The 24,182-nt window shown below is 40.8% G+C and carries 21 protein-coding genes; 18 read left to right on the top strand and 3 right to left on the bottom strand.

The window, feature by feature from the left end; genetic code table 11:
* Window positions 1–26 precede the first annotated feature (26 nt).
* The 18 genes from P3L56_RS18650 (at window position 27) to P3L56_RS18565 (ending at window position 20,113) form a co-directional block, all read left to right on the top strand.
* Window positions 27–3,788: a nitrate reductase subunit alpha gene (locus P3L56_RS18650; RefSeq protein ID WP_210831517.1), complete on the top strand. Its 3,762-nt coding sequence runs from the start codon at window positions 27–29 to the stop codon at window positions 3,786–3,788.
* Entirely contained in the window at window positions 3,788–5,329 is a 1,542-nt protein-coding gene (gene narH, locus P3L56_RS18645) for a nitrate reductase subunit beta (RefSeq protein WP_129466499.1), read from the top strand. The genes P3L56_RS18650 and narH overlap by 1 nt, the downstream gene beginning before the upstream one ends.
* Entirely contained in the window at window positions 5,326–6,048 is a 723-nt protein-coding gene (gene narJ, locus P3L56_RS18640) for a nitrate reductase molybdenum cofactor assembly chaperone (protein WP_210831518.1), read from the top strand. Before narH ends, narJ begins: the two co-directional genes overlap by 4 nt.
* Window positions 6,045–6,722, top strand: a complete 678-nt coding sequence (narI, locus tag P3L56_RS18635) for a respiratory nitrate reductase subunit gamma (RefSeq protein ID WP_042845582.1) — start codon at window positions 6,045–6,047, stop codon at window positions 6,720–6,722. The genes narJ and narI overlap by 4 nt, the downstream gene beginning before the upstream one ends.
* Before the next feature lie 1,385 nt (window positions 6,723–8,107).
* A complete protein-coding gene (locus tag P3L56_RS18630) occupies window positions 8,108–8,638 on the top strand; it encodes a fimbrial protein (protein ID WP_166684993.1) in 531 nt (176 codons plus the stop codon).
* A gap of 79 nt (window positions 8,639–8,717) precedes the next feature.
* The gene (locus P3L56_RS18625; protein WP_166684992.1) at window positions 8,718–9,269 is read left to right on the top strand and encodes a fimbrial protein; all 552 of its coding nucleotides are present in this window, start codon (window positions 8,718–8,720) and stop codon (window positions 9,267–9,269) included.
* Window positions 9,270–9,289: 20 nt separating this feature from the next.
* Window positions 9,290–11,980 (top strand): outer membrane usher protein, encoded by a 2,691-nt coding sequence (locus tag P3L56_RS18620; RefSeq protein WP_198860948.1) that lies wholly within the window; start codon window positions 9,290–9,292, stop codon window positions 11,978–11,980.
* Window positions 11,981–12,015: 35 nt separating this feature from the next.
* Window positions 12,016–12,768 (top strand): fimbria/pilus periplasmic chaperone, encoded by a 753-nt coding sequence (locus tag P3L56_RS18615; protein ID WP_166686583.1) that lies wholly within the window; start codon window positions 12,016–12,018, stop codon window positions 12,766–12,768.
* Between the two features lie 13 nt (window positions 12,769–12,781).
* Window positions 12,782–13,363 (top strand): fimbrial protein, encoded by a 582-nt coding sequence (locus tag P3L56_RS18610; protein ID WP_166684989.1) that lies wholly within the window; start codon window positions 12,782–12,784, stop codon window positions 13,361–13,363.
* Window positions 13,356–13,910 carry a fimbrial protein gene (locus P3L56_RS18605; protein ID WP_166684988.1) on the top strand — a complete coding sequence of 185 codons (555 nt, stop codon included), beginning with the start codon at window positions 13,356–13,358 and terminating at the stop codon, window positions 13,908–13,910. Before P3L56_RS18610 ends, P3L56_RS18605 begins: the two co-directional genes overlap by 8 nt.
* A gap of 22 nt (window positions 13,911–13,932) precedes the next feature.
* Window positions 13,933–14,406, top strand: a complete 474-nt coding sequence (locus P3L56_RS18600) for a fimbrial protein (RefSeq protein WP_166685033.1) — start codon at window positions 13,933–13,935, stop codon at window positions 14,404–14,406.
* Window positions 14,406–14,936, top strand: coding sequence for a fimbrial protein (locus tag P3L56_RS18595; RefSeq protein ID WP_166684987.1), 531 nt, complete (start codon window positions 14,406–14,408; stop codon window positions 14,934–14,936). The genes P3L56_RS18600 and P3L56_RS18595 overlap by 1 nt, the downstream gene beginning before the upstream one ends.
* 16 nt (window positions 14,937–14,952) lie before the next feature.
* Entirely contained in the window at window positions 14,953–15,795 is an 843-nt protein-coding gene (locus tag P3L56_RS18590) for an adhesin (RefSeq protein ID WP_166684986.1), read from the top strand.
* Between the two features lie 14 nt (window positions 15,796–15,809).
* Window positions 15,810–16,082 carry a helix-turn-helix domain-containing protein gene (locus P3L56_RS18585; RefSeq protein WP_042845554.1) on the top strand — a complete coding sequence of 91 codons (273 nt, stop codon included), beginning with the start codon at window positions 15,810–15,812 and terminating at the stop codon, window positions 16,080–16,082.
* 366 nt (window positions 16,083–16,448) lie between these two features.
* A complete protein-coding gene (locus tag P3L56_RS18580; RefSeq protein WP_198860946.1) occupies window positions 16,449–17,417 on the top strand; it encodes a siderophore ABC transporter substrate-binding protein in 969 nt (322 codons plus the stop codon).
* A gap of 3 nt (window positions 17,418–17,420) precedes the next feature.
* Window positions 17,421–18,383, top strand: a complete 963-nt coding sequence (locus P3L56_RS18575) for an ABC transporter permease (RefSeq protein WP_042845551.1) — start codon at window positions 17,421–17,423, stop codon at window positions 18,381–18,383.
* Window positions 18,370–19,353, top strand: a complete 984-nt coding sequence (locus tag P3L56_RS18570) for an iron chelate uptake ABC transporter family permease subunit (protein ID WP_042845549.1) — start codon at window positions 18,370–18,372, stop codon at window positions 19,351–19,353. The genes P3L56_RS18575 and P3L56_RS18570 overlap by 14 nt, the downstream gene beginning before the upstream one ends.
* Window position 19,354: 1 nt before the next feature.
* Window positions 19,355–20,113, top strand: coding sequence for an ABC transporter ATP-binding protein (locus P3L56_RS18565; protein ID WP_042845548.1), 759 nt, complete (start codon window positions 19,355–19,357; stop codon window positions 20,111–20,113).
* Between the two features lie 117 nt (window positions 20,114–20,230).
* On the opposite strand, the gene P3L56_RS18560 is transcribed toward P3L56_RS18565, so the two are convergent.
* The 3 genes from P3L56_RS18560 to P3L56_RS18550 all read right to left on the bottom strand — a co-directional run bounded on the left by P3L56_RS18560 (window position 20,231) and on the right by P3L56_RS18550 (window position 23,959).
* Window positions 20,231–21,697 carry a hypothetical protein gene (locus P3L56_RS18560; RefSeq protein ID WP_272686041.1) on the bottom strand — a complete coding sequence of 489 codons (1,467 nt, stop codon included), beginning with the start codon at window positions 21,695–21,697 and terminating at the stop codon, window positions 20,231–20,233.
* 218 nt (window positions 21,698–21,915) lie between these two features.
* Window positions 21,916–22,419: a RidA family protein gene (locus P3L56_RS18555; protein WP_042845544.1), complete on the bottom strand. Its 504-nt coding sequence runs from the start codon at window positions 22,417–22,419 to the stop codon at window positions 21,916–21,918.
* A gap of 121 nt (window positions 22,420–22,540) precedes the next feature.
* A complete protein-coding gene (locus P3L56_RS18550; protein WP_042845542.1) occupies window positions 22,541–23,959 on the bottom strand; it encodes an NAD(P)/FAD-dependent oxidoreductase in 1,419 nt (472 codons plus the stop codon).
* Window positions 23,960–24,182: the final 223 nt, after the last annotated feature.

Raw genomic sequence — 24,182 nt, 5'->3', positions numbered from 1 at the left:
TCGCCGTCTCTTTGGAGGCAATCCGAATGAGCAAGTTTTTAGATAGATTTCGTTATTTCAAGCAATTAGGTGATACCTTCTCAGGTGAACACGGCCAAGAGTTAAACGTAAACCGTGACTGGGAAAATGGTTATCGTAGCCGTTGGCAGCACGATAAAGTGGTGCGATCTACTCATGGCGTTAACTGCACAGGTTCTTGCAGTTGGAAAATTTACGTCAAAAATGGTCTTGTCACGTGGGAAACGCAACAAACTGATTATCCTCGCACTCGCCCAGATCTACCCGACCATGAACCAAGAGGCTGCCCGCGTGGCGCGAGCTATTCATGGTATTTATATAGTGCTAATCGCGTGAAATATCCGATGATGCGTAAGCGCTTACTTAAACTGTGGCGCGAAGCAAAAGCTGAACATCAAGACCCTGTCAATGCATGGCTTTCTATCATCAGTGATCCGCAAAAGGCGCAAAGCTATAAGCAGGCGAGGGGACGCGGGGGCTTTGTGCGTTCAAGTTGGCAAGAGGTGAATGAACTGATTGCCGCAGCAAATGTGGCAACTATCAAGGAGTTTGGTCCCGATCGCATTGTCGGGTTCTCTCCAATACCTGCGATGTCAATGGTTTCTTACGCGTCGGGAGCGCGCTATTTATCGTTGATCGGTGGTGCATGTTTGAGCTTCTACGACTGGTACTGTGACTTGCCGCCTGCATCCCCCATGACGTGGGGTGAACAAACAGACGTACCAGAATCCGCTGACTGGTATAACTCGTCTTATATTATTGCTTGGGGATCTAATGTTCCGCAAACTCGGACCCCAGATGCCCATTTCTTTGCAGAAGTACGTTATAAAGGAACAAAAACGGTCGCAGTGACGCCAGACTACGCGGAAATTGCCAAATTATGTGACCATTGGTTGAACCCAAAACAAGGGACAGATAGCGCCATGGCAATGGCGATGGGGCATGTGATCCTCAATGAATTCCATGTCAAGCGTGAAGCCGAGTATTTCCGTGAATATATACGCACATATACGGATATGCCAATGCTGGTTATGCTCGATAAACGTGATGATGGCTCTTATGTGGCAGGCCGGATGCTGCGAGCATCTGACTTAGTTGATTCTTTGGGAGAAGAAAAAAACGCCGAATGGAAAACTATCGCCTTTGATGAAGAAACAGGCGAATTGTGTGCACCACAAGGGTCGATGGGGTTTCGTTGGGATGGTAGTCAGAAATGGAATCTAGAACCTAGGGCAGGGCAAGATGCTCATGACATTAAAATGAAACTTAGCCTTGCAGATATGCATGATGAGTTGGTGAATGTAGGGTTCCCGTATTTTGGTGGTTTAGAAAGTGAACATTTCCAAAGCGTTGAACTGAAAGACGTCTTACTGCACAAATTACCCGCGAAACGTATTCAGCTGTCCGATGGTCGTGAGTCTTTGGTGACCAGTGTCTATGATTTGATGCTTGCTAACTATGGTATCGACCGCGGGTTTGGTGATGAAAACTGTGCGGTTGATTACGATGATATGAAAGCCTATTCACCTGCTTGGGCGGAAAAAGTCACCGGTGTTAGCCGCCAAAACATTATTCGTATTGCCCGTGAATTTGCAGATACTGCTGAGAAAACCCATGGCCGTGCGATGGTGATTGTGGGGGCAGGGATTAACCATTGGTATCACATGGATATGACCTACCGTGCGATTATCAACATGTTGATCTTCTGTGGTTGTGTTGGGCAAAGCGGCGGCGGCTGGTCACATTATGTTGGGCAGGAAAAATTACGTCCACAAACAGGTTGGTTGCCATTAGCATTTGGACTTGATTGGCAGCGTCCACCACGCCATATGAACAGCACGTCATTTTTCTATAATCACTCAAGCCAATGGCGCTATGAAACGGTAAGTACTGAGGAATTATTATCGCCTTTAGCAGATAAAAAAGCCTTTAATGGTAGCTTGGTGGATATGAACGTACGTGCCGAACGTATGGGCTGGCTACCCTCAGCACCCCAGTTGAATGTGAACCCACTGAAGATTGCCAAACAAGCACAAGAAGCGGGGCTTTCTCCCGTTGATTTTACTGTTAACCAGTTGAAAGAAGGAAAGATCCGCTTTGCTTCGGAACAACCGGATGACTCACAAAATTTCCCTCGCAACTTGTTTATTTGGCGCTCTAACTTACTTGGTTCTGCTGGGAAAGGTCATGAATATTTATTGAAATATTTATTGGGAACTGAAAACGGTATTCAAGGCAAAGACTTAGGTCAACAAGGTGGCGTAAAACCACAAGAAGTTGAATGGCAAGATAAAGCTGCTGAAGGAAAAGTTGACCTTGTTGTGACATTAGATTTCAGAATGTCGAGTACTTGCTTATTTTCTGATGTCATTCTCCCTACAGCGACGTGGTATGAAAAAGACGATATGAATACATCAGATATGCATCCGTTTATTCATCCGTTGTCAGCTGCTGTTGACCCAGCTTGGGAATCAAAAAGCGATTGGGAAATCTATAAGGGTATTGCTAAAGCCTTCTCGGTGGTTAGTGAGGGGCATTTAGGTCAGGAAATCGATGTGGTGACTCTGCCTATTCAGCACGATAGTGCGGCAGAAATGGCCCAAGCTTTGGATGTTAAAGATTGGAAAAAAGGCCAGTGTGACCTGATCCCAGGTAAAACAGCACCGCATATTATGTGTGTTGAACGTGATTATCCAAGTACTTATGCACGTTTTATCTCTCTTGGCCCACTCATGGATAAATTGGGTAATGGGGGTAAAGGCATCAATTGGAATACACAAGATGAAATTGATTTCCTGAAAAAATTAAATAAAACCCAGCCAGAAGGTGCAAATCAAGGCCGCCCTAAAATTGAAACGGCAATTGATGCCGCAGAGGTCATTCTAACCTTAGCGCCGGAAACCAATGGGCAAGTTGCAGTGAAAGCGTGGGATGCGTTAGGTAAGGTGACTGGGCGTGACCACACCCATTTAGCGCGTTATAAAGAAGATGAAAAAATCCGTTTTCGCGATATTGTTGCACAACCACGTAAAATTATTTCCAGCCCCACATGGTCAGGCTTAGAAGATGAACATGTGTCTTACAATGCTTGCTATACCAATGTTCATGAAATGATCCCTTGGCGTACGCTAAGTGGTCGCCAACAACTTTATCAAGACCATGAATGGATGCGTGCTTTCGGGGAAAGCCTCGTCGTGTATCGCCCACCAATTGATACGCGGGCGGCTCAGCCATTAATGGGCAAAAAGCCTAATGGCTTCCCTGAAAAAGCACTGAATTTCTTAACTCCGCACCAAAAATGGGGTATCCACTCAACTTATAGTGACAATTTATTGATGTTGACATTAGGGCGTGGTGGGCCAGTGGTTTGGCTTAGCGAAGAAGATGCCCGCGAACTGGGTGTTGAAGATAACGATTGGATTGAAGCGTTTAACAGTAATGGTGCATTAACCGCCAAAGCGATCGTTAGCCAACGTATTCCTGATGGCATGATCATGATGTATCACGCCCAAGAACGGTTGATCAACTTACCCGGGTCTGAAATTACGGCTCAACGTGGCGGAATTCATAACTCTGTCACGCGTGTTTGCCCGAAACCGACCCATATGATCGGCGGCTATGCGCACCTTGCTTATAGCTTTAATTACTACGGAACCGTGGGTTCTAATCGTGATGAATTTGTGGTTGTTCGTAAAATGAAACAGGTTGACTGGCTGGATGGTGAAGGTGATGACTACCAGCAGACCTTGAGCGGAAAGGAGAAAGCATAATGAAAATTCGTTCTCAAGTCGGCATGGTATTAAACCTTGATAAGTGTATTGGTTGTCACACTTGTTCAGTGACCTGTAAAAACGTGTGGACCAGCCGCGAAGGTGTTGAATACGCTTGGTTTAATAATGTCGAAACTAAACCGGGTATTGGTTATCCCCATAATTGGGAAGATCAGGACAAATGGAAAGGCGGTTGGATCCGTACTATCAAAGGTAAATTAGTGCCGCGAATGGGTAACAAAGTTGGGGTTTTATCCAAAATTTTTGCCAATCCCGATGTCCCTGCATTAGATGATTATTATGAGCCATTTGATTATGACTATGGCCATTTAAAAAATGCCAAAGAAGGTAAACATGTGCCAACGGCACGTCCGCGCTCTTTGATCACGGGCGAGCGAATGAGCAATGTAAAAATGGGCCCCAATTGGGAGGATGATCTGGGAGGCGAGTTTTCTAAACGTGCACAAGATAAAAACTTTGAGCACATTCAGAAGGAAATGTATGGGCAGTTTGAAAATACCTTCATGATGTATTTACCTCGTCTTTGTGAACACTGTTTGAACCCTACTTGTGTGGCCACGTGCCCAAGCGGTGCCATTTATAAGCGTTCTGAGGATGGCATTGTACTGATTGATCAAGATAAATGCCGCGGCTGGCGTATGTGTTTAACCGGTTGCCCATATAAAAAAATCTATTTCAATTGGAAAAGCGGTAAGTCAGAAAAATGTATTTTTTGTTATCCACGCATTGAGTCTGGGATGCCAACTGTTTGCTCTGAAACCTGTGTTGGTCGCATCCGTTATTTAGGCGTTTTGTTATATGACGCAGATAAAATTGAGTCAGCAGCTAGTGTGGAAAAAGAGACCGATCTTTATCAAAGCCAGTTGGATGTTTTCTTAGATCCCCATGATCCGCAAGTGATTGCTGAGGCTGAAAAACAAGGGATACCATTGAGCGTGATTGAAGCTGCACAAAAATCCCCAGTGTACAAAATGGCAATGGAATGGAAGTTGGCACTGCCATTACACCCTGAATATCGTACATTGCCGATGGTTTGGTATGTGCCGCCTTTGTCACCCATTCAATCTGTTGCAGATTCAGGGCTATTGGCAAGTAATGGGGTATTACCCGATGTAGAAAGCTTGCGCATTCCTGTGCAGTACCTTGCCAATTTATTAACGGCGGGGGACACCGAGCCGGTATTATTAGCACTGAAACGGATGTTGGCGATGCGCCATTATAAACGTGCAGAAACCGTTGAAAACCAATGTGATACTAGTGCACTAGAGCAAGTGGGTTTAACTGAATCACAGGCTCAAGAAATGTACCGTTATTTGGCGATTGCGAATTATGAAGACCGTTTTGTGATCCCATCTAGTCACCGTGAATTAGCACGTGAAGCTTTCCCTGAAGCTAAAGCTTGTGGTTTTAGCTTTGGTGACGGTTGCCATGGTAGTGATAGCAAAACAAATCTGTTTAACAGTAAACGTATTGATGCCATTGATATCACACCAAAAACAACACAGGAGAAAGCACTATGATGACGTTAAAAGTGATTTCTCGTTTATTAGAATACCCTTCAGAGGCGCTTTGGTTACATCGTGATGAACTGATTGAGGCATTAGAACAAGCAGATGAATTACCGATAACTCGGGCGATCCAATTGATGATGTTTGTACGTGAATATCTTAATGAAGAATTGTTGGATATGCAGGCACAATATTGTGAATTATTTGATAGAGGCCGGGCAACATCATTATTGTTATTTGAGCATGTTCATGGCGAGTCTCGTGACCGTGGCCAAGCTATGGTCGATTTAATGGCGCAATATCAACAATATGGTTTACAGATTGATTGCCGCGAACTTCCTGATCATTTACCTATTTATTTGGAGTATCTCACGGTCTTACCCACAACAGAGACCGTTGGCGGTTTACAGGATATCGCCCCTATTTTAGCGCTCCTTGGTGCAAGGCTGAAGCAACGTGAAAGTCGTTTTGCCACATTGTTTGAAGTATTACTCGAATTATCAAATAGTGAAATTGCCACCGAGCAATTAACCGAAAAAGTGGCTTTGGAATCGCGCGATGATACTCCACAAGCACTGGATGCAGTTTGGGAAGAGGAGCAAGTGAAATTTTTTGCTGATGAAAAAAACTGTGGTGGAGAAGTTACAGCCCATCAACATCGTTTTGCCAACGCCGTCACCCCACAATACTTGGATCTCGGCTCTAGCAGCCATGTAGGAGTGCAAAAATGAATTTTCTCAATCAATTTTTCTTCGACATCTATCCATATATTGCTGGTACTGTGTTTATTGTGGGTAGTTGGTTGCGTTATGACTATGGGCAATATACGTGGCGAGCAGGTTCTAGCCAAATGCTCGATAAGAAAAACATGCGCTTAGCATCAAATTTATTCCACGTGGGTATTATTGGTATTTTCGCAGGGCACTTTTTAGGGATGTTAACCCCACATTGGATGTATGAATCTTTCTTGCCAATGCATATAAAGCAATTAATGGCGATGATTGGTGGGGGCGCTGCAGGTGTGATGATGTTAATTGGTGGCGCGATGTTATTGAAACGCCGATTGACTAACCCTCGTATTCGCGCAACATCTTCTTTTGGTGACATCATGATTATGGTGTTGCTAGTGGTACAAGTGTGTTTAGGGTTACTGACTATTCCATTTTCAGCGCAACATATGGATGGTAGCGAGATGTTGAAACTTGTGGGATGGGCGCAGTCCATTGTGACATTCCATTGGGGGGCTTCAAATTACCTTGAAGGCGTTGGTATCGTGTTCAAGCTGCATATTGTGTTGGGGATGACGATATTTTTACTCTTCCCATTCTGCCGTTTAGTGCACATTTGGAGTGCACCTATCGAATACCTGACTCGTCGGTATCAATTGGTGAGAAATCGCCATTAAGTTCAGGCTTCACAAGGATGTGAGCCAGTACATTGCTCTTGTGTAACTTGTTCTTATATCAACAACAAATGTGGCCATTTTGGCACCCCATCTCATATGAGATGGGGGTTTTTTGTTTGTGTTTTATTTGCTCTCTACTTTAAATCCATTCAATCGTTAGCGTATTGATGATAATAGAGAAACCCTATTGAACAAGTGAGCCTCTTTGTAATACTTATAATTGCTCAATTTGATGTATATCAAATGTTCAATGTAATTAGCTTATAATATGTGATTAAGATTAGGTAATGAAATAATCATGACTTATAAAGTAAGTTACGTGTTTTTTCTTAGTGGTAATAATGATGTATTAATGATTTCTGATATTTTTATCACGTAACTATTAATTAATATATAAAGCATTACGCCTATCAGTTGTTTTGATTTTATGTATTATTTGGTAGTGATATGAAACCAATTAAATTAAGTGGTTTTATTATAAAGTTTTAAGCTAAAATAGAGTATTTTAAAGTTTGCTACTTAAAATAGAGTGATAACGCATCATATATGATTGTGAAAAATTACCTTTAATTACCTTTTGATAAATCTTGTAACATTTTTTATTTCTATTAAATAGTAATCTTACTCTTTAATTTGACATGATGTTAATTTTTTGTTCTGAATCCATATATCTAATAATCTATGTTATTTTATACTTAATTGTTTCCTATTATATATTTCATTTAGTATTTACTTTGTTTTTCTTTCTTTGTTGTTCCAGATTAACCTATTGATTTTACTATGGTTTTATTTTATTTTATTTGAGTTTATAAATGTAACAAAAAGTAAAAATAGAAATATTGTGAAATTGTTTTATTTGTGATTTTGAGATGTTTCTCATTAATTATTATGCGATATAAATATCGTTTTAATTAATCTAATTTCTCTATATTTAACTTTTCCTTTAGCGACATTTTTTTTCACTAATGAAAACCTGTTTTATGAGTATAAAAAACTTTATTAATAATGTTTGGGTTTATTTTGTGGTTTTTTAATGGAAAAACTACAACTTAATTAGATTTGTTATATCAATTTATCCTATTACAGTGTGTTAGTTAAGATGTTTTTTTTGAATATTATATATATATCACCAGCTTACGGGTAAAGTTATTAATTAAACCTGAAATTTGACATAACCAAAATGAGGTATAATAATGGCGACGTATTGATACGTTGCTTAATTATTCATTTTATTAATGGAGTTTGATAAAAGGGAATAATTCTTGGTATCAATTTTTTAATGTTTACTAATCAAACATATTTTAAGAAAAAATTAAAATAATCGGATTAATAATAACTCATTATTTTAATTTGTGTCGTCTTTTTATCTAATGGAAATGTATAAAATGAAATTAAATAAACTTGCTTTAGTATTAGGTTTAGGTATGGCTGTTGTTGCTGGCTCTGCAGCTGCAAACCAAGGTGGCGGCCAAGTCACTTTTAAAGGTTCAATCATTGATGCTCCTTGCTCAATTCCACCAGGTTCTCAAGCATTTGAAGTCCCAATGGGTGCTATCGCAACATCTGCATTAAACGGTGGCGGTAAAAGTATTGCTCGCGATTTCAACATCCAATTAGAGCAGTGCGATATCACGACTCTGAAAACTGTTCAAACTACATTTACTGGTACGCCAAGTGACTCTGTAACTGATGGTTTAGCGATTGCAGGTACTGCGAAAAACGCAGGTATCGTGATCACTGATTTCAACGGTACTAAAATTGCTTTAGGTGCTAAATCTCCATCTCAAGCTTTATTCACTGGTGCAAACACACTGCGCTTCCAAGCGTATTTGCAAGGTGATGCTGATGCAACAAATAAACCAGCTGTACCAGGTGAATTTGACGCAATCGCAACATTTGCTCTGAGCTACCAGTAATTGGTATCGCCCGTACAAGGATGTATGGGCACTAATTTTAATGCGTTGAAATTGGTTATTAAGTTGAAATGGAGTCGCTATGAATCACTTTGGCATCATTGTCATGGTGCTTTCAGGAATGATATTTGCCCCGATAGCGAGTGCGCAAAATCAAAATTCTCGGGCACAAAGTCAGTTCAAAGGAACTGTCACTATGGGTGGTTCAATCATTGAGAGCCCTTGTGCAATTGATGCAGATAGCCGAGATCAATCAGTTAACATAACAACTGTACCGGTTAGCCAGATAATTAACGATAGAGAAAGCCCTGCAAGTAATTTCTCTATACGCCTTATCAATTGTGTTCTAACACCGGTAACTCCTGGAACTCCTAATTGGCAAACTTTCAATATTACATTTGATGGCCCGACAGATGGTCGCAGCTTCGATGTTTTCGGGCATGCAAATGGGTTATCAATAAAAATTTCTGACATGGCTGGAAATATTGCTATACCTGGGAAACCTATGCCTAGTTTACCCATAACTGTGGGTGATTCTATTCTACATTATAACGTTCGTGTTGTGTCTAATAATAAACGTTTAAAACCAGGAAACTATCAGACTACTATCCGTTTTAAGATGGATTATTACTGAGTTATTACTAAGGGACTATTATGGCTCTGCTATTTAAAAGTAAAAATAAAGTATTTAATAACTCAGTAAGTTATTTTTTAACGCCTGTTGCTACTATGGTGTTTCTTGCGATTGCTCATATAAATTTAGCTAATGCAAATAATGATAGTATTGAGTTTAATACGGATGTTTTAGACCTTCAGGATAAAAGCAATATTTCCTTAAATGAGTTCTCTCGTGCAGGTTATGTGATGCCAGGGAAATATCCATTTAAAATTAACTTAAATAGTCGCGACTTAGCAGATAGTTTTGATATTGAGTATATTGCAGATCCTAATGATCCGGGCATGACGGAACCTTGTTTAACACCAAATGTTGTTGAACATATTGCTTTACGCGATGAATGGAAACAGAAGGTTGAATTTTCTAACAATGGCCAATGTTTAATTCCAGAAACGATTCCAGGAATGACAATAAATGGCTCTTTAGCTAAAGAAACTATCACAATTACTGTACCTCAAGCTTATATCGAATTTTCCTCTGAAAATTGGGACCCACCATCACGTTGGGACGAAGGGGTTCCCGCCCTCATTTTTGACTATAACTTGAATGCTAATGTGACAAGACCTGCTGATTCAGCCAATACTCAGTCGGTTACTGGTAATGGCACAACAGGTTTTAACCTTGGTGCTTGGCGTTTTAGAGCGGATTGGCAAGCAAGTTATAATCGGACTAATGGGCAGTCAACCGATCGTAAATGGGATTGGAGTCAATATTATGCCTATCGAGCAGTCAAAGAACTAAATGCAAAGCTAACGATGGGTGAACAATTTTTACGCTCAGGTTTGTTTGATTCATTCCGTTATCTAGGGGCAAGCTTGATCTCTGATGAGAGAATGCTACCACCAAATCTACGTGGGTATGCACCTGAGGTCTCCGGTGTCGCAAGAACCAATGCCAAAGTGGTTGTAACTCAGCAAGGGCGTGTTATTTATGAAACGCAAGTCGCTCCTGGTCCTTTCCGTATTCAAGATTTAAGTGATGCGGTTAGTGGTAAGTTAGATGTTCGCGTTGAAGAGCAAGATGGCTCTGTACAAGAGTTCCAAATGAATACGGCATCAATTCCGTATTTAACACGACCTGGCTCGATACTATTTAAAATCGCTGGTGGTCGTCCTAACAATATGGAACACAAGACTGAGGGGCAAGGATTCGTCATGGGCGAATTCAGTTGGGGGGTCTCTAACGGTTGGTCATTATTTGGTGGTGCACTTGGTGCGGGCGACTATAACGCGTTATCGCTGGGGGTTGGTCGAGATTTACTAGCTTTTGGTGCGATTTCTTTTGACATCACTGAATCACGCGCAAAACTGAAAACAGATAACAAAATCTATACGGGTGCATCGTACCGTCTGAGTTATTCAAAACGTTTTGAGGAATATGATAGCCAAGTGACTTTCGCTGGATACCGATTCTCTGAACGTGACTTTATGAGTATGAACCAATACCTCGACCGTCGTTATAGAGGCGTGGAGTTCGATAATAGTAAAGAATTGTACACCATTACATTTAATAAGTATTTCACGAATGCAGATCTAACTGCGTATCTGAACTATAACCACGAAACCTATTGGAATAAGCCAGCGGCAAAACGTTATAACCTTTCTATTGCGAAATATTTCAATATTGGTCGTTTTAAAAATATCAATTTAAGTTTAACGGCATTCCGCAACAAATTTGATAATAGAAATAATGACGATGGGCTATACATGAACCTCTCTTTGCCATGGGCAGATAGAGCATCAATTAGCTACAACAATATGATAACGAGAGATGGTAACTCACACACTGTCAGCTATTTCGACTCCGTTGATGATAAGACCAACTATCGTGTTGGTACTGGGGTGAGTAGCCGAGGTCGTGGAACTATTGATGGTTTCTATACGCGTTACGCAGATTTAGCAACAGTGACTGCAAGTACCAGCTATATCAATGGTGATACTTCTTCAGCCGCCTTTTCATTACAAGGTGGTGCAACAGTTACAGGGCATGGTGCCGCACTACACCGTATTAATACACCCGGCGGTAGCCGTGTGATGGTGAGTACTGAAGGTGTGAAAAATGTGCCTATCCAAGGTTTCGGACCGAACACTGAAACCAATATTTTTGGTAAAGCGGTGGTCGCTGATATCAGTGATTACTACCGTACCAATACACATATTGATGTGACTCAATTGCCTGACAACGTAGAAGCTATTCGAACGTCTCAGCCAATTACGCTGACCGAAGGGGCGGTTGCTTACCGCGAGTTTGAAGTGTTATCAGGTGTTAAAACCATGGTGAGATTGGCATTGGCTGATGGTAGTTACCCGCCATTCGGCGCCACCGTGAGAAATGAGAAGAATAGGGAGCTTGGTATCGTGACGGACAATGGCTCCGTGTATATCTCTGGCATTAACCCAAATGAAGTTTTAGATGTGCATTGGGATGGAAGTACGCAATGCAAAATTCAGGTTCCAGAAAATATTACAACGGCTGAATTTAACTCACTGTTATTACCGTGTACAAGCAGCCCAAGTGTTGAACCTGGGTATATGCCAGCAAAAGCCGTTCCTGTTGGGCAGTCAGCACCAGTTTACAAACCTGCACCGGTTAAACAGGGCGTAGCGCCGAGTCAGCGTTGGTTATTGAAACCACCGGATATTGCTTACAGCACAGATTATACCGAGTAACCCAAGTTGCTTGATTCTATAAATAGTTGGTACATATGAACATTAAGAAAATTGCATTTTTTACTACGACAATCACGTTATCTGCGGTGCTATGTGGGCAGGCTTTGGCCGCGATTGCACTCGATAGAACACGCGTCATTTATAATGGGGCTGAAAAGACCATTAGCTTGAATATTAAGAATGAAAACACAGAGTTACCTTACCTTGCACAGGGTTGGATTGAAGATGTTAATGGTAACAAAATTGAAAGTCCACTCACGGTTTTACCTCCAGTTCAACGTGTAGAGCCTGGAGAAGGTAGCCAAGTTAAAATTCAAGCTCTTCCTGATATCGCGGCATTGCCACAGGATAGAGAGAGTGTTTATTACTTTAACTTACGTGAAATTCCACCACGTAGTAAAGAAGCTAACGTATTACAAATTGCATTACAGACGCGTATTAAATTGTTTTATCGCCCAAAAGCGTTATACGCCACTCGTACAGATTTAGAGAATCCATGGCAAGAAAAAATTACGTTAACCCGTAAAGGTGATGCCTACGAAGTTACGAATCCAACTGCTTATTTTGTCACAATTGTAGATGCAAGTGCAAAAGTGGGTGGAGATACAGTAAAGCAGTTTGAGCCTGTCATGATTTCACCAAAAAGTAACGGAATGCTTAAAGGTAGCGCAAGTGCCATGGGGGCAAAACCAGTTCTAACTTATATCAACGATTATGGTGGAAGGCCTAAATTGACGTTTGGTTGCGCTGGTACAACTTGCAAAGTTGAATCTTCGACGGACAGATAACGGGGAATAACGTATGAAAAGGACTCTCCTGTTCAGCACTATCTTATTCGGTTTAGTTCCAGTGTTCACTTTTGGAGCAGACAGTTGGGATATTGATGGATTACACGGAACATTGACAGTCAATGGCATGATGACCGAAGCACCTTGTACGATGGATGTGACCAATTCAATGCGCCAAGAAGTGTCTCTAGGGGAGATCCCTTCTTATTCACTCCGTAAACCTGGAGATAGAGCTGAGCCAGTTTCATTCGAATTAGAATTTAGACATTGTATTCGTACCGAAAGCCGAATGAGAGATGTTAGAACTGATACACCGCTTTGGGATGCTATGCAACCAGTGATTTCAGTTTCATTTGTTGCGGTATCAGACAAACATTTTCCAGAAATGTTAAGTGTAAAAGGCGTCTCCGGCTTGGCGTTAGAAGTGACAGATGCACAACGAGAAGACATCAGGCTAGGAAGCCGAGGTCGTCCTCAATTTCTCGATGCACCGCAGGGAACTCTTCAGTATTTTGTCACACCAGTGAGAACTCCCGAAAAACTGACGGAAGGAAGTTTCAGCGCCGTAATGGACTTTAAGGTGGATTATGAGTGATTTAAATAAGCAGCGGTACCTGCTGGCATCATGTCTCGCTGGACTATTTTTTACATCGATTTCTTATGCTGGATTACCCGATTCGCGTATTAGCCCATCGGGAAATACACGGGCGACAATCACGCCCGGTATGATAACAGTGCCGATTAAAGGGGTTGTTTTGGCTCCGCCGCCTTGCAAAATCAATGGCGGAAATATTATCAAAGTCAATTTTGATGAAATCATGAGTACGCGAATTGACGGTAACGCCTATTCGAGACCCATAAATTACAATATTGATTGTGAAAAAAGGCCAACGTCACAAATGAAAATGACATTGGTTGGTGTTCCTGCATCTTTTGATAGTGGGGCAATTGAAACCGACCTTCCAGGTTTAGGGATTGCTTTTCGTTATAACGGAAGCAAGCTTCGATTGAACCAAGAGATCAAGTTTGTGTACCCAAACGCCCCTCAGTTTGAAGCCATACCTGTTCGTGATTTATCTACAACATTAACAAAGGGTGGGGTTTTTCATGCAGGCGTCACTATCAAACTTGATTATCAGTGAGGGGTAAATAATGCAAAAAATAATGAAAAGACTTCCACTGATAATGAGTTTGTTAGTTATACCTGTTAGCACTGCGGTGGCAAACGATGTGGAATTTACGGGAACCTTGTTAATTCCGCCACCTTGCACTGTTTTTGAAGATAAAGTCCATGTCATCGAATATAAAGATATTGGTTTACATAAGATTGATGGCGTCAACTTTACGAAACCTATTAATTACGCATTGAAGTGTGAAGACAACTTAAAAGGTTGGGACTTAATGCTAACTATCAAAGGAACAGCAACAGATTTTGATAAGTCGGCTTTGGAAACCAATTTCCGAGATCTTGGCATGCGTATTACCCAAAATGGTCTCGGTTTTGAAATTAATAAACCGTTAAAGATTAGTTATGGGCAACCGCCTGTTTTAGAAGTTGTTCCTGTCAAGAGATTGGGAGTTACGTTGCCTGAAGGAGGCTTTACCGCAACAGGGACATTGCTAGCGGAGTACCAATAATGAACAAACTAATTCAATGTGCAGTAGCTAGTGCTTTACTTATCAACGTTAGCATGGCTTTCGCTGTGCCTGATAATCTAAGAGTTATCGGTAATTTAGTCGAGGAACCCTGCACTATTTTACCGGGTGATGAAAACATTCCGATGGATTTTTTTGATACGCCAGAAAAAAACTTTTATGCCTATGGGGAAACCCCGCCTAAAGAGTTTGTGATTAAGTTGGCTGATTGTGACACGTCAATAGGTAAATTTGTGGAAGTCACCTTTTCAGGAACGCCTAATCTAGCACTTCCTGGTTTTTTAGCATTATCAACAAGTAGTGTTGCATCGGGTTTTGCGGTGGGGCTGCAAAATTCAGATAAAACACCACTGGCAATTGAACAGAAAGGATCGAAGCTAACGCTACAAGATGGCGCTAACCAGTTGCGTTTCTATGCCTATTTAAAAGGTGAACCGGATGCTATTGCGGATAAGACAATAAAAGTAGGGCCTTACAGTGCCGTGGCAACATTTAAATTAGATTATGAATAATAAGGCTGTGACTAATATGAAAGTTTTGTTATCGCTATTAATTGGTGCAGTCATATTTTCATCTACTGCATCAGCTTCTGTTTTTTCCTATATCACTGAATCAAGACCCGGTAATAACCCAAGTAATGGGGATGCAGACTACAAGTACGTCATTGCTCGTTGGGACCCTGAATTGCCGAGTACGCTTAATCCTTGTTATGGGTGGCCGACATGCTATCTCACCATAAGCCATAAGCATAACGCTAATGGAACACCGGGGGCTGCAACAGTCGAGTTGGCCGAAATTTCTAAGTATCGGTATATGCGTGATGTTCAGAATATACCTGGTGTTTGGGCAAAGGCGACAGCTCCAGCAGCTCAGTGGGCTGTTCATACCGGAGTTAGATTACAGAATAATCAAGAGTGTGTGGGGCTGTTTTACCAAGATCGTACTGGGGTTACAAGTAGTGGTGGGTTAATTCCCGGCTCATTATGTGGTATTGCGCCTCCACCGATTGGAGCTTGTAAGATCAACAATACGATCCCAGATATCAACTTTGGCCCAATTAGCGAAGCAGAACTTGCTGGCCAATCAAAACAAGTGAACATCAGTGTGACATGTAACTTAGCAATGGATGTTTTGGTGATTGCCACAGGTGTTAACGTGACAAATGGCCGTGTAAATTTACGGGCAGATAATAGCTTATATGCGAATTTGTATTTAGGTGGGAACGATACCCCAGGGGAAAATGGTTACAAAATCCATGTACCTGCTGGTGGAACAAATTCGGTCACCCTGAAAGCAGTATTAGGTACCAATGGCCGAGTTCAAGCCGGTCAATTTGAAGGTGCCGCAGCTCTTATTTTAACTGTGCCTTAATAAATGGTGAAAATATGTATTCAGAAAACGGCAGTGAAAAAATCCATTATATGGTAGGTCAGAGGATCTTAGAAAAACGTAGAGAACTGGGATATACAGGGTTTCAGTTAGCTCAGTTGTTAGGTGTGAGTCAGCAACAAATCTCTCGCTATGAAAGAGGTAAAATTAAGATTGATTTATTTCATTTGTTTAAACTTTCATTTTTAATGAGGACACCCATTGATTGGTTCCTTGAAGATATCAGTTCTCAGCTCACTGAAAATGGTCAATTAGATGATATACAATAATGAGCATTTTAATGCTTGTTAATAGTAAATAGGTTGAAGTTGAGGTTTATGTGGTCTGCTGTAATAGAAATAGTTAAGCAACTACAGTCGAAAATTCAACCTATTGATTTTTATTTAATCATAAAAATCAATTTGTTATTAACTTAAACTTCCTCTGTAATATTTATCCTCGTGACTTATTCTCTTCTTTTATGTGCAAAAAATATTGAAACAGTCAAATTGATGTTTTTGTGCGTTCTGACAATTTTTTAGTGAATGCAAATGCAAACTAATATCATTTGCGCTTGATTGTGTGTAATATACTTCCCATCTTTAAATCACCGAATTTTATCATCAGTATTTTTATAGACGGATGGAGAAAATCAGATGTTTGCAAAATCATTAGTTTCAGGTATTGCCTTGTTATCTGCTTTAGTATTAGTTGGTTGCGATAACGCTAAAGAAAAGACAGAAACAACTCAGGTTGCAGAACAACAAACTATCACAATTGAACATGCCCAAGGCAAAACTGAAATTCCTCGTCATCCGCAAAAAGTCATGGTGATGAACATGGAAACATTGGACATTATGGATGCACTCGGGGCACCAGTTGCCGGTGTTCCGCAAACCAACGTTCACTTCCCTGAGTTCTTAACTAAATACAGTGGTTCTGAATACGTCAATGGCGGGACATTATTTGAACCTGCCTATGAAACACTCAGTAATGCTAAACCTGACCTAATCTTAGGCGGTAGCCGTGCACGAGATGCGTATGACAAACTCAGCGGTGTAGCGCCAACTATTTCATTAGATATTGATAACAAAAACTTTATTGGTAGCTTAACTGAGCGTACTAATGAACTTGGTATGTTATTTGGTAAAGAAGATAAAGCCAAAGAACTGATTGCTAATTTCAATAATAAGATAGAGGGTATTAAAACTAAAGCACCAACAGCGGGTAAAGCGATGGTGATCTTGGTTAGCGGCGGTAAAATTTCTGCTTATGGTCCAGGTTCACGCTTTGGTTTTATCTTTGATGTGCTAGGTTTTGAACCTGCGTATGTGTTTACAGAAAATACGGGCCGCCATGGTAATATTGTGAATGCGGAATTACTGGTGAAACTAAACCCTGATTGGTTGTTTGTTATCGACCGTGATAGCGCGATTGGTAAAACAGACGCCCAACCTGCTGCTGAAGTATTAGATAACGCTTTAGTGAGAAAAACAGCAGCATGGCAAAAAGGCCAAATTACTTACCTTGACCCAACAGCGGTGTATATTTCAGGCGGAATTCAGACTTATTCTAAGTTAATGGATGACATCAATAACGCGTTAGAGAAGAGCCAAGCAAAATAACCCATGAAAACGCTTTATCTTTTTTGTGGAATTATCGCGTTATTGGTTTTAGCGGTATTAAGCTTGTTTATTGGAGCGGGTGACGTGTCACCCGTTTCGCTTTTCACCGACCCAGAGATGCAAGACATCTTTTTTATTAGCCGAATTCCTCGAACTCTCTCTTTAATTTTAGCGGGCAGTGCAATGAGCGTTGCAGGCCTTATCATGCAGTTACTCACACAAAACCGTTTTGTCGAGCCTTCTTTAGCTGGAACAACACAGTCAGCGAGCTTAGGTTTGTTGGTCGTGATGGTGTTATTTCCTGCTGCAAGTATTATGACCAAAATGGTGGTTGCTAGTGGGTTTGCGTTGATGGGGACGATGCTGTTTATGGTACTTCTACGCAGAATTATTTTAAAATCTGCATTAATTGTGCCGCTTGTCGGGATTATGCTTGGTGCAGTCATTAGTGCATTGACTATTTTTACGGCTTATTACTTTGATTTGTTGCAATCACTAGGCGCATGGATGAGCGGGGACTTCTCTAGCATTATCCAAGGTCGTTATGAATTGCTGTGGCTAGTAGGAATTCTTACGCTAATTGCTTGCTGGATTGCCGATAGTTTTACCGTTGCAGGTATGGGGCGTGAGTTTTCGATTAATGTTGGGTTAAATTATCGCAAAGTAATGACAATTGGCTTATCCATCATCGCATTAATTAGTGGTGTGGTTGTCGTCGTCGTTGGGGCTTTACCTTTCCTTGGCTTAATTATTCCAAATCTTGTCAGCTTAGTGATGGGGGATAACATTCGCAAAACTATCCCGTGGATCTGTATTGCGGGTGGGGGCTTAGTGCTACTGTGCGACATTATTGGGCGCTTAATTCGCTACCCATTTGAAATCCCCGCGAGTGTGATTTTAGGTGTTGTGGGTGCGGTGATTTTCTTATATTTATTGTTGAAGCAGCAACGTTATGCAAAAAGTTAACTCATCAATGGCATTACCCAAAAAAGGGGTAACACCATTGCAAAGAATATGGATATTACTGGCATTGTCGCTGTTATCTATCATTCTTTATATGACGGTAAATCTCGGCAGTAATCTTGCTTATATTTTACCGCACCGCGGGTATATTGTTCTAACCATGGTTGTGGTTGCTTTTGCCGCAGGGGTTTCGACGGTTCTGTTCCAAACCGTTGCAAACAATAAGATACTTACGCCCTCTATCATGGGGTTAGAGGCCTTATTTGTTTTATTACAAACCATTTTTATCTTTTATACAGATAGCTTTCCTGCCTCTTGGCTACTGAATATCGGTAAGTTTTTATTAGAGTCAACATTATTAGTGTTATTCTCCGTCCTGCTTTATCGCTGGTTATTCGTGTCTGTTAAAATGAATATCAACCTAGTTTTAATGGTGGGTATTATCTTAGGGACTTTATTCCGTAGCGTGGCTACCTTGCTACAACGTTTGATGGACCCTAATGAATTCTCTATTTTACAGAGTCGTATGTTTGCAACCTTTACTAAAGGGACGCCGGAGCTGATTTTATTCACATTACTGATTACAGTCGTGGTGGGTATCTTACTCTGGCGGATGCGCTATTGTTTTGATGTTATTGCATTAGGGCAAGCTAATGCGGTGAACCTTGGTATTAATTATCGTCAGCAAGTAACGGTTATTTTATTGCTAATCTCAATATTAGTTGCAGTTTCGACCGCACTGGTTGGGCCCCTGACCTTTTTAGGGTTAATGGTAGCAAACTTAGCTTACTTGGTGAGTGGTAGCAGCCAACATCGTTATTTACTTCCTGTTTCGTTTTTACTTGGGGTAATAGCGCTGATTGGTGGGCAATTAATCCTAGAGTATGGCCTTAATATGGCAGGGACATTATCGGTTGTTATCGAGTTTGTCGGTGGGATATTCTTTATTTATATGGTGTTAAGAAGGTTTTAGTATGATTGAAATTAGTCAGATATCGAAAAGTTATCAGGGTACTAAAGTCTTAGATGACGTGACAACATCAATTAAAAATAGCGGCATTACCTCAATTATCGGCCCTAATGGCGCGGGTAAGTCAACACTATTATCGATTATTGGGCGCTTATTGGTGCCAGACGATGGTGGCTATGTCAAAGTCAATGAGTTAGACGTATCGACAACGCCAAGTGATCAGCTAGCTAAATGTTTGTCAGTACTGCGCCAAGAAAATCAATTTGCCAGTCGGTTAACTGTTGAAGAGTTAGTTGGCTTTGGGCGCTATCCTTACACTAAAGGTCGTTTAAATATTGAGGATAAAAAGAAAATTGATGAGTCACTCTCTTTTCTTAATTTATCGAATTTACGCCATCGTTATTTAGATGAGTTATCGGGGGGCCAGCGCCAACGGGCTTATGTGGCAATGGTTTTATGTCAGGATACTGAATATGTTTTACTTGATGAGCCTTTAAATAACCTCGATATGAAACATGCGGTAATTATGATGAAGTTGCTGCGCAAAGCGGCTGATGAGCTGGGGAAAACTATTATTTTAGTTATCCACGATATTAACTTCGCTTCGGTATATTCTGACTATATTGTTGCCTTAAGAGACGGAAAACTGTCTTATCATGGTAAACCTGAGGATATTATGAAATCAGATATTATTGAGGATATTTTTGATACCCCAGTGGATATAAAGCGAGTTGATGATCAGTTCATTGCGCTGTACTACTAAATATTCGTCCTCATTTAGGCGGTAGTGGTTTAGCTACTCGGGTCACATACTGACCCGAGATATCGCCGCTTTCCGCCTTGCTACAAGCTCAATTGGTTACAATATTCGCAGTGAAAATTACTGTGGTGTGATTTCAATATCTTCATCAGTCGCTAATAAATCCAAAGACTGTAATACTTCCAAGCGTTTAATCCCATCAGCATTTACTACCAAACGCGCCAGCTCATTGTAAGTTTTCTTGTTAATGGTGACGCGGCGGCAGAGGTAAATATGGTAAACCTTTTCACCAATAATAGCGGGTTCATCTTCATTAACGGTTAATTCTTCATAGCTAATATCAATGTATTTCAAAAAGTCAGAAATATTAAAGCGGGTGATATCAGCAATAGAAGACTGGTTTTTCTCAAAAACAGAATGGCGGTTATGGAGTAATACGTCCTTTCGATAATATAGAATATCTTCCATACGCTGTACATTGACCAAATTCACCCAGTGAGATTGCTGGCGCATTTCACGAATATCTGGCGATAGCATGTTTTCGCTGATAAACCGAAAGGATTCCTTACATACCCCAACAGGGGCTTTAACGCCTTCGCGATAAATACGTAATTGCCTGTCAGGTATCCATTTTTGGAAGAGCCGGTACAATTGCTCCCTACCGATTTCTTTTAGCCTATCTTTAAAAATATAACCGATGACCATAGCCAAAAATAAGTTTGCACTTAATGCACCGTATTTGCCCTGCCAAAGAAAGGCAATTAGCGTGGCAAAAATCATCGAAATAGCCGCAGCAATACCATAAATAGAATGCAACAGTAGCGGTAAACCGCGCTTATGGCGGATTTCTAAGTAGAGATAGCGATTAATATATTTTTTTAATAGATTGCGTCGGTAGGTAACCAATTCAGCATCTGTTTCGTCACTGGGAAAGCAATCAGGGTAGTGCTTCTTCAAGTAACGCATTTCTTGATACCAAAAATGGTGTATTTCTTCACGTATCGGTATTTGTTTATCAGCCAATAAACCACGTAAGTAATTGATGGTGTAATAAGTCATAAACTCATCGCAATAGGAAAATGCATTGGAGTGAATGGCTTCTTCTATATGAGCTGCAAGCGGTAACAAGGCACGGTAAGCGTTTAGGCATTTCCCAATATCAGCAACTAGCTCGGTTAGATATTCGGGAGTTTGTCGCTGCGGGTTTTTGCTGACCATTTTGATATTGAGAAGCACGGTTTTCTTGATGGTGAGCGCATAGCGTTTTAGTTTATTTTCATACTCATCTAGCGATGGGGGATTCAGCGGGTCACATTGTTCTAACCAGCGCTTTAAATCGTTTAGCTCCCCGTTTTCATCTGGTGAGGCAGACAGTTTAATCGCAGGAGGGCTGAGGCGAATATAATTTTTGAGGCTACGTTGAAGGTTTGACGGTGTGTATAAGTCAGGGTTAACTTGCAATGAAGAAGGCAGAAAGAAAAATGTTTCAACTTGGTAGCGGATCTCTTTAGATTTGCGTGGAAATAAAACTTTTTGTTTTATTTCAAATTGCTTTTTCCCGTGGATCTTAAGAGACTCTCTGATCATATTGCGCCTTTATAAGTAACTTTTTATATTTTTTATTTTTCTATCAATCAGTGAAGCATAACATGGTTTGTCAAAACCCTAAAATAGCGGAAATTACGATGACAACCTGTGAAAGATAGTGAAAAAGTATGATGAAAGGAAAAGGGAAGGAACAAGAAAATATAACGAGGCATAAATAAGTTATGCCCCATTATCGTGTTGTTACTCGTTAGAATAACTTATTTTTTTGCAGCTGGACGAACTGCGGTAACTTCAATTTCAACTCTCCAAGCTGGGTTTGCTAGCTTAGCGACTTGGAAAGTAGAACGAGCTGGCAGATTAGTAATTTTCTCAGACTCATAGAACTTGTTATAACCCGCCATGAAACCAGCGAAGTCCATAGTGCCTTGAGTTTCTTCACCACCAACTAAGAATACTTGCATTTTAACAACATCATTCATTGTCAAACCCATGTCAGCTAGGTTTGCTTGAATTTGTTTTAGCACGTTGATTGTCTGTGCTTCAGTATTACCATAAGACTCTAAAACGCCTTCTTTAGCATCTGCAGAGATTTTTGAAGGGACTTTTCCGCTTAGGAAAATAAGGCTATTGCCCGCGCTGATTTCTACTGATTCAGAGATAGGAAATCCTTTCACTGGAACGCGTTTAACATCTTCAGCTGCATTTGCACTCGCTACACCTAAAATTAACGGTAGAGAAAGCAATAAAGTTTTATAGCGCATGTAAACTCCTTAACATTATCAAAGTAAAAAGGATCTGTTAGTGTTATTTAAAACTAAATTTAAGTTTAGCTTAATTCCATTGACTCGCAGATCCCAGTAAAAAAAAGCGTATTCTCGGTTATTAATTAAAACGAGAAAGTTTATACGGCGTTGGGTCGATAAATGGTGTTTCGCCCATTAATAGTTCTGCCGTTAATCGACCAGATGCTGGGCTTTCAGTCATACCCCAACCTGTTGCGGTGTTGATGACCAGACCTGGGTACTGTTCGATTGTTGAAATAATTGGAATTTCATCATCCGTTGGTGCCACTGTACCACCCCAACGTTCAACCACTTTAGATTCTTTAAATACTGGGAATTCTTTTCTCAGTCTTTCTAGGACGCCATCTAAGTGATCATTGTTTGGTGTATTGGTCGCGGTACGGAATTCTTCAAATGGTGTTTTCTCATCTAAATTCCAAGACGTTGCCATCATGAACGAGTTAAATAAGTCTTTACCGATAGAGAATTCTAATGGTAATTCACCACCTTGCAACAGGTGCATAAATTTAGGACCTAACAGGAAGCTGTCTTTAACGATAGAGCTGGTAAAGATACGTGGTGCAACGGCATAGGTGCCATCAGCTTGTTCACGGAAGTGAATACCATTAGGTAAGTGGACGTTGCCTTTCGGTGCGCCCGGAACGCCGGTAATGCGTTGTTGTGACAGGTAAACGTTCAGCGTTGGAACGTCGATACCTAAGTTGCCCATAAATAGACGAGACCAAATACCACCAGTTAGAACTACACGAGAGGTCTTGATTGCGCCTTTTTCAGTGACAACATCAGAAATTTTGCCGCCTGCGGTTTCAATACCGCGTACTGCGCAGTTGGTATAGATGCGAATACCAATTGATTTAGCGTAGTTAGCCATGGTTGGGGTGACAACCTCAGGGTCTAGACTACCTGAGTCTTCTTCAAACCCACCAATTTTCCATGGTGTTTGAGCGTCGACTAGACGATTAGCTAACTCAGTACCTTCGATCATTCGGGTACGTAATGGCGTATCAAAACCTGGGTTTTCAGAAGCAGATTTAATCCATGCTCTTGAAATTTCTAAATCTTCTTCGCTTGAAGGAACTTCAACACGGCCTTGAACACGGTAGCTGGTATCAGCACCAATTTTTTCGTTCATACCGAGCCATTGAATTTTCCCATAGTGGTGTAAAGGAAAAATTGCTGGAGAGGTTTTGTAACTGATAATTTGGCTGTATGCGCGGCCTGATTGCTCACCACCGACAACACCTTTTTCACAGATAACAACATTAAGACCTTTTTCCGCAAGGTTTATTGCCGTCATGATCCCTTGAAGACCAGCACCGATAATAACTGCATCAGCAGATTCCGGTAGTTTGCCTTCGGTACCTGCAACCGCAGGTACTCGTGATTTAGTCGATTCGAAACGACCTTCACGATTGATCATAGGAACAACCGCAGCACCCCCTGCTAGAACCCCAGCAGCACCAACCCCTAATAATAGCTTTCTTCTCGAGATTTTCATCTATAACCTCAATAACAATCTTGTTTTTTATATAGTAAATAATTTCAAATTGAGATAATGATCTTATCATATATTTTGAAATTGTTAAGTAGGGTTAGCATTTGTTAATAACTGTCGATTAAATGAAAAGTGAAGTAAATTGATATAGTCAGTGCTGTAAAGGGTTTGTCGCGAGTAGCTCTATTTTATCTATACATCAATTCTTATTTTAAAAATGTAAATG

Origin of the sequence: Providencia sp. PROV024 (assembly GCF_032709665.1) — a bacterium.
In the GTDB taxonomy this organism is placed as follows: domain Bacteria; phylum Pseudomonadota; class Gammaproteobacteria; order Enterobacterales; family Enterobacteriaceae; genus Providencia; species Providencia huashanensis.
The sequence above is the reverse complement of the archived record's forward strand: the minus strand, read 5'-3'. Positions and strand labels throughout refer to the sequence as shown.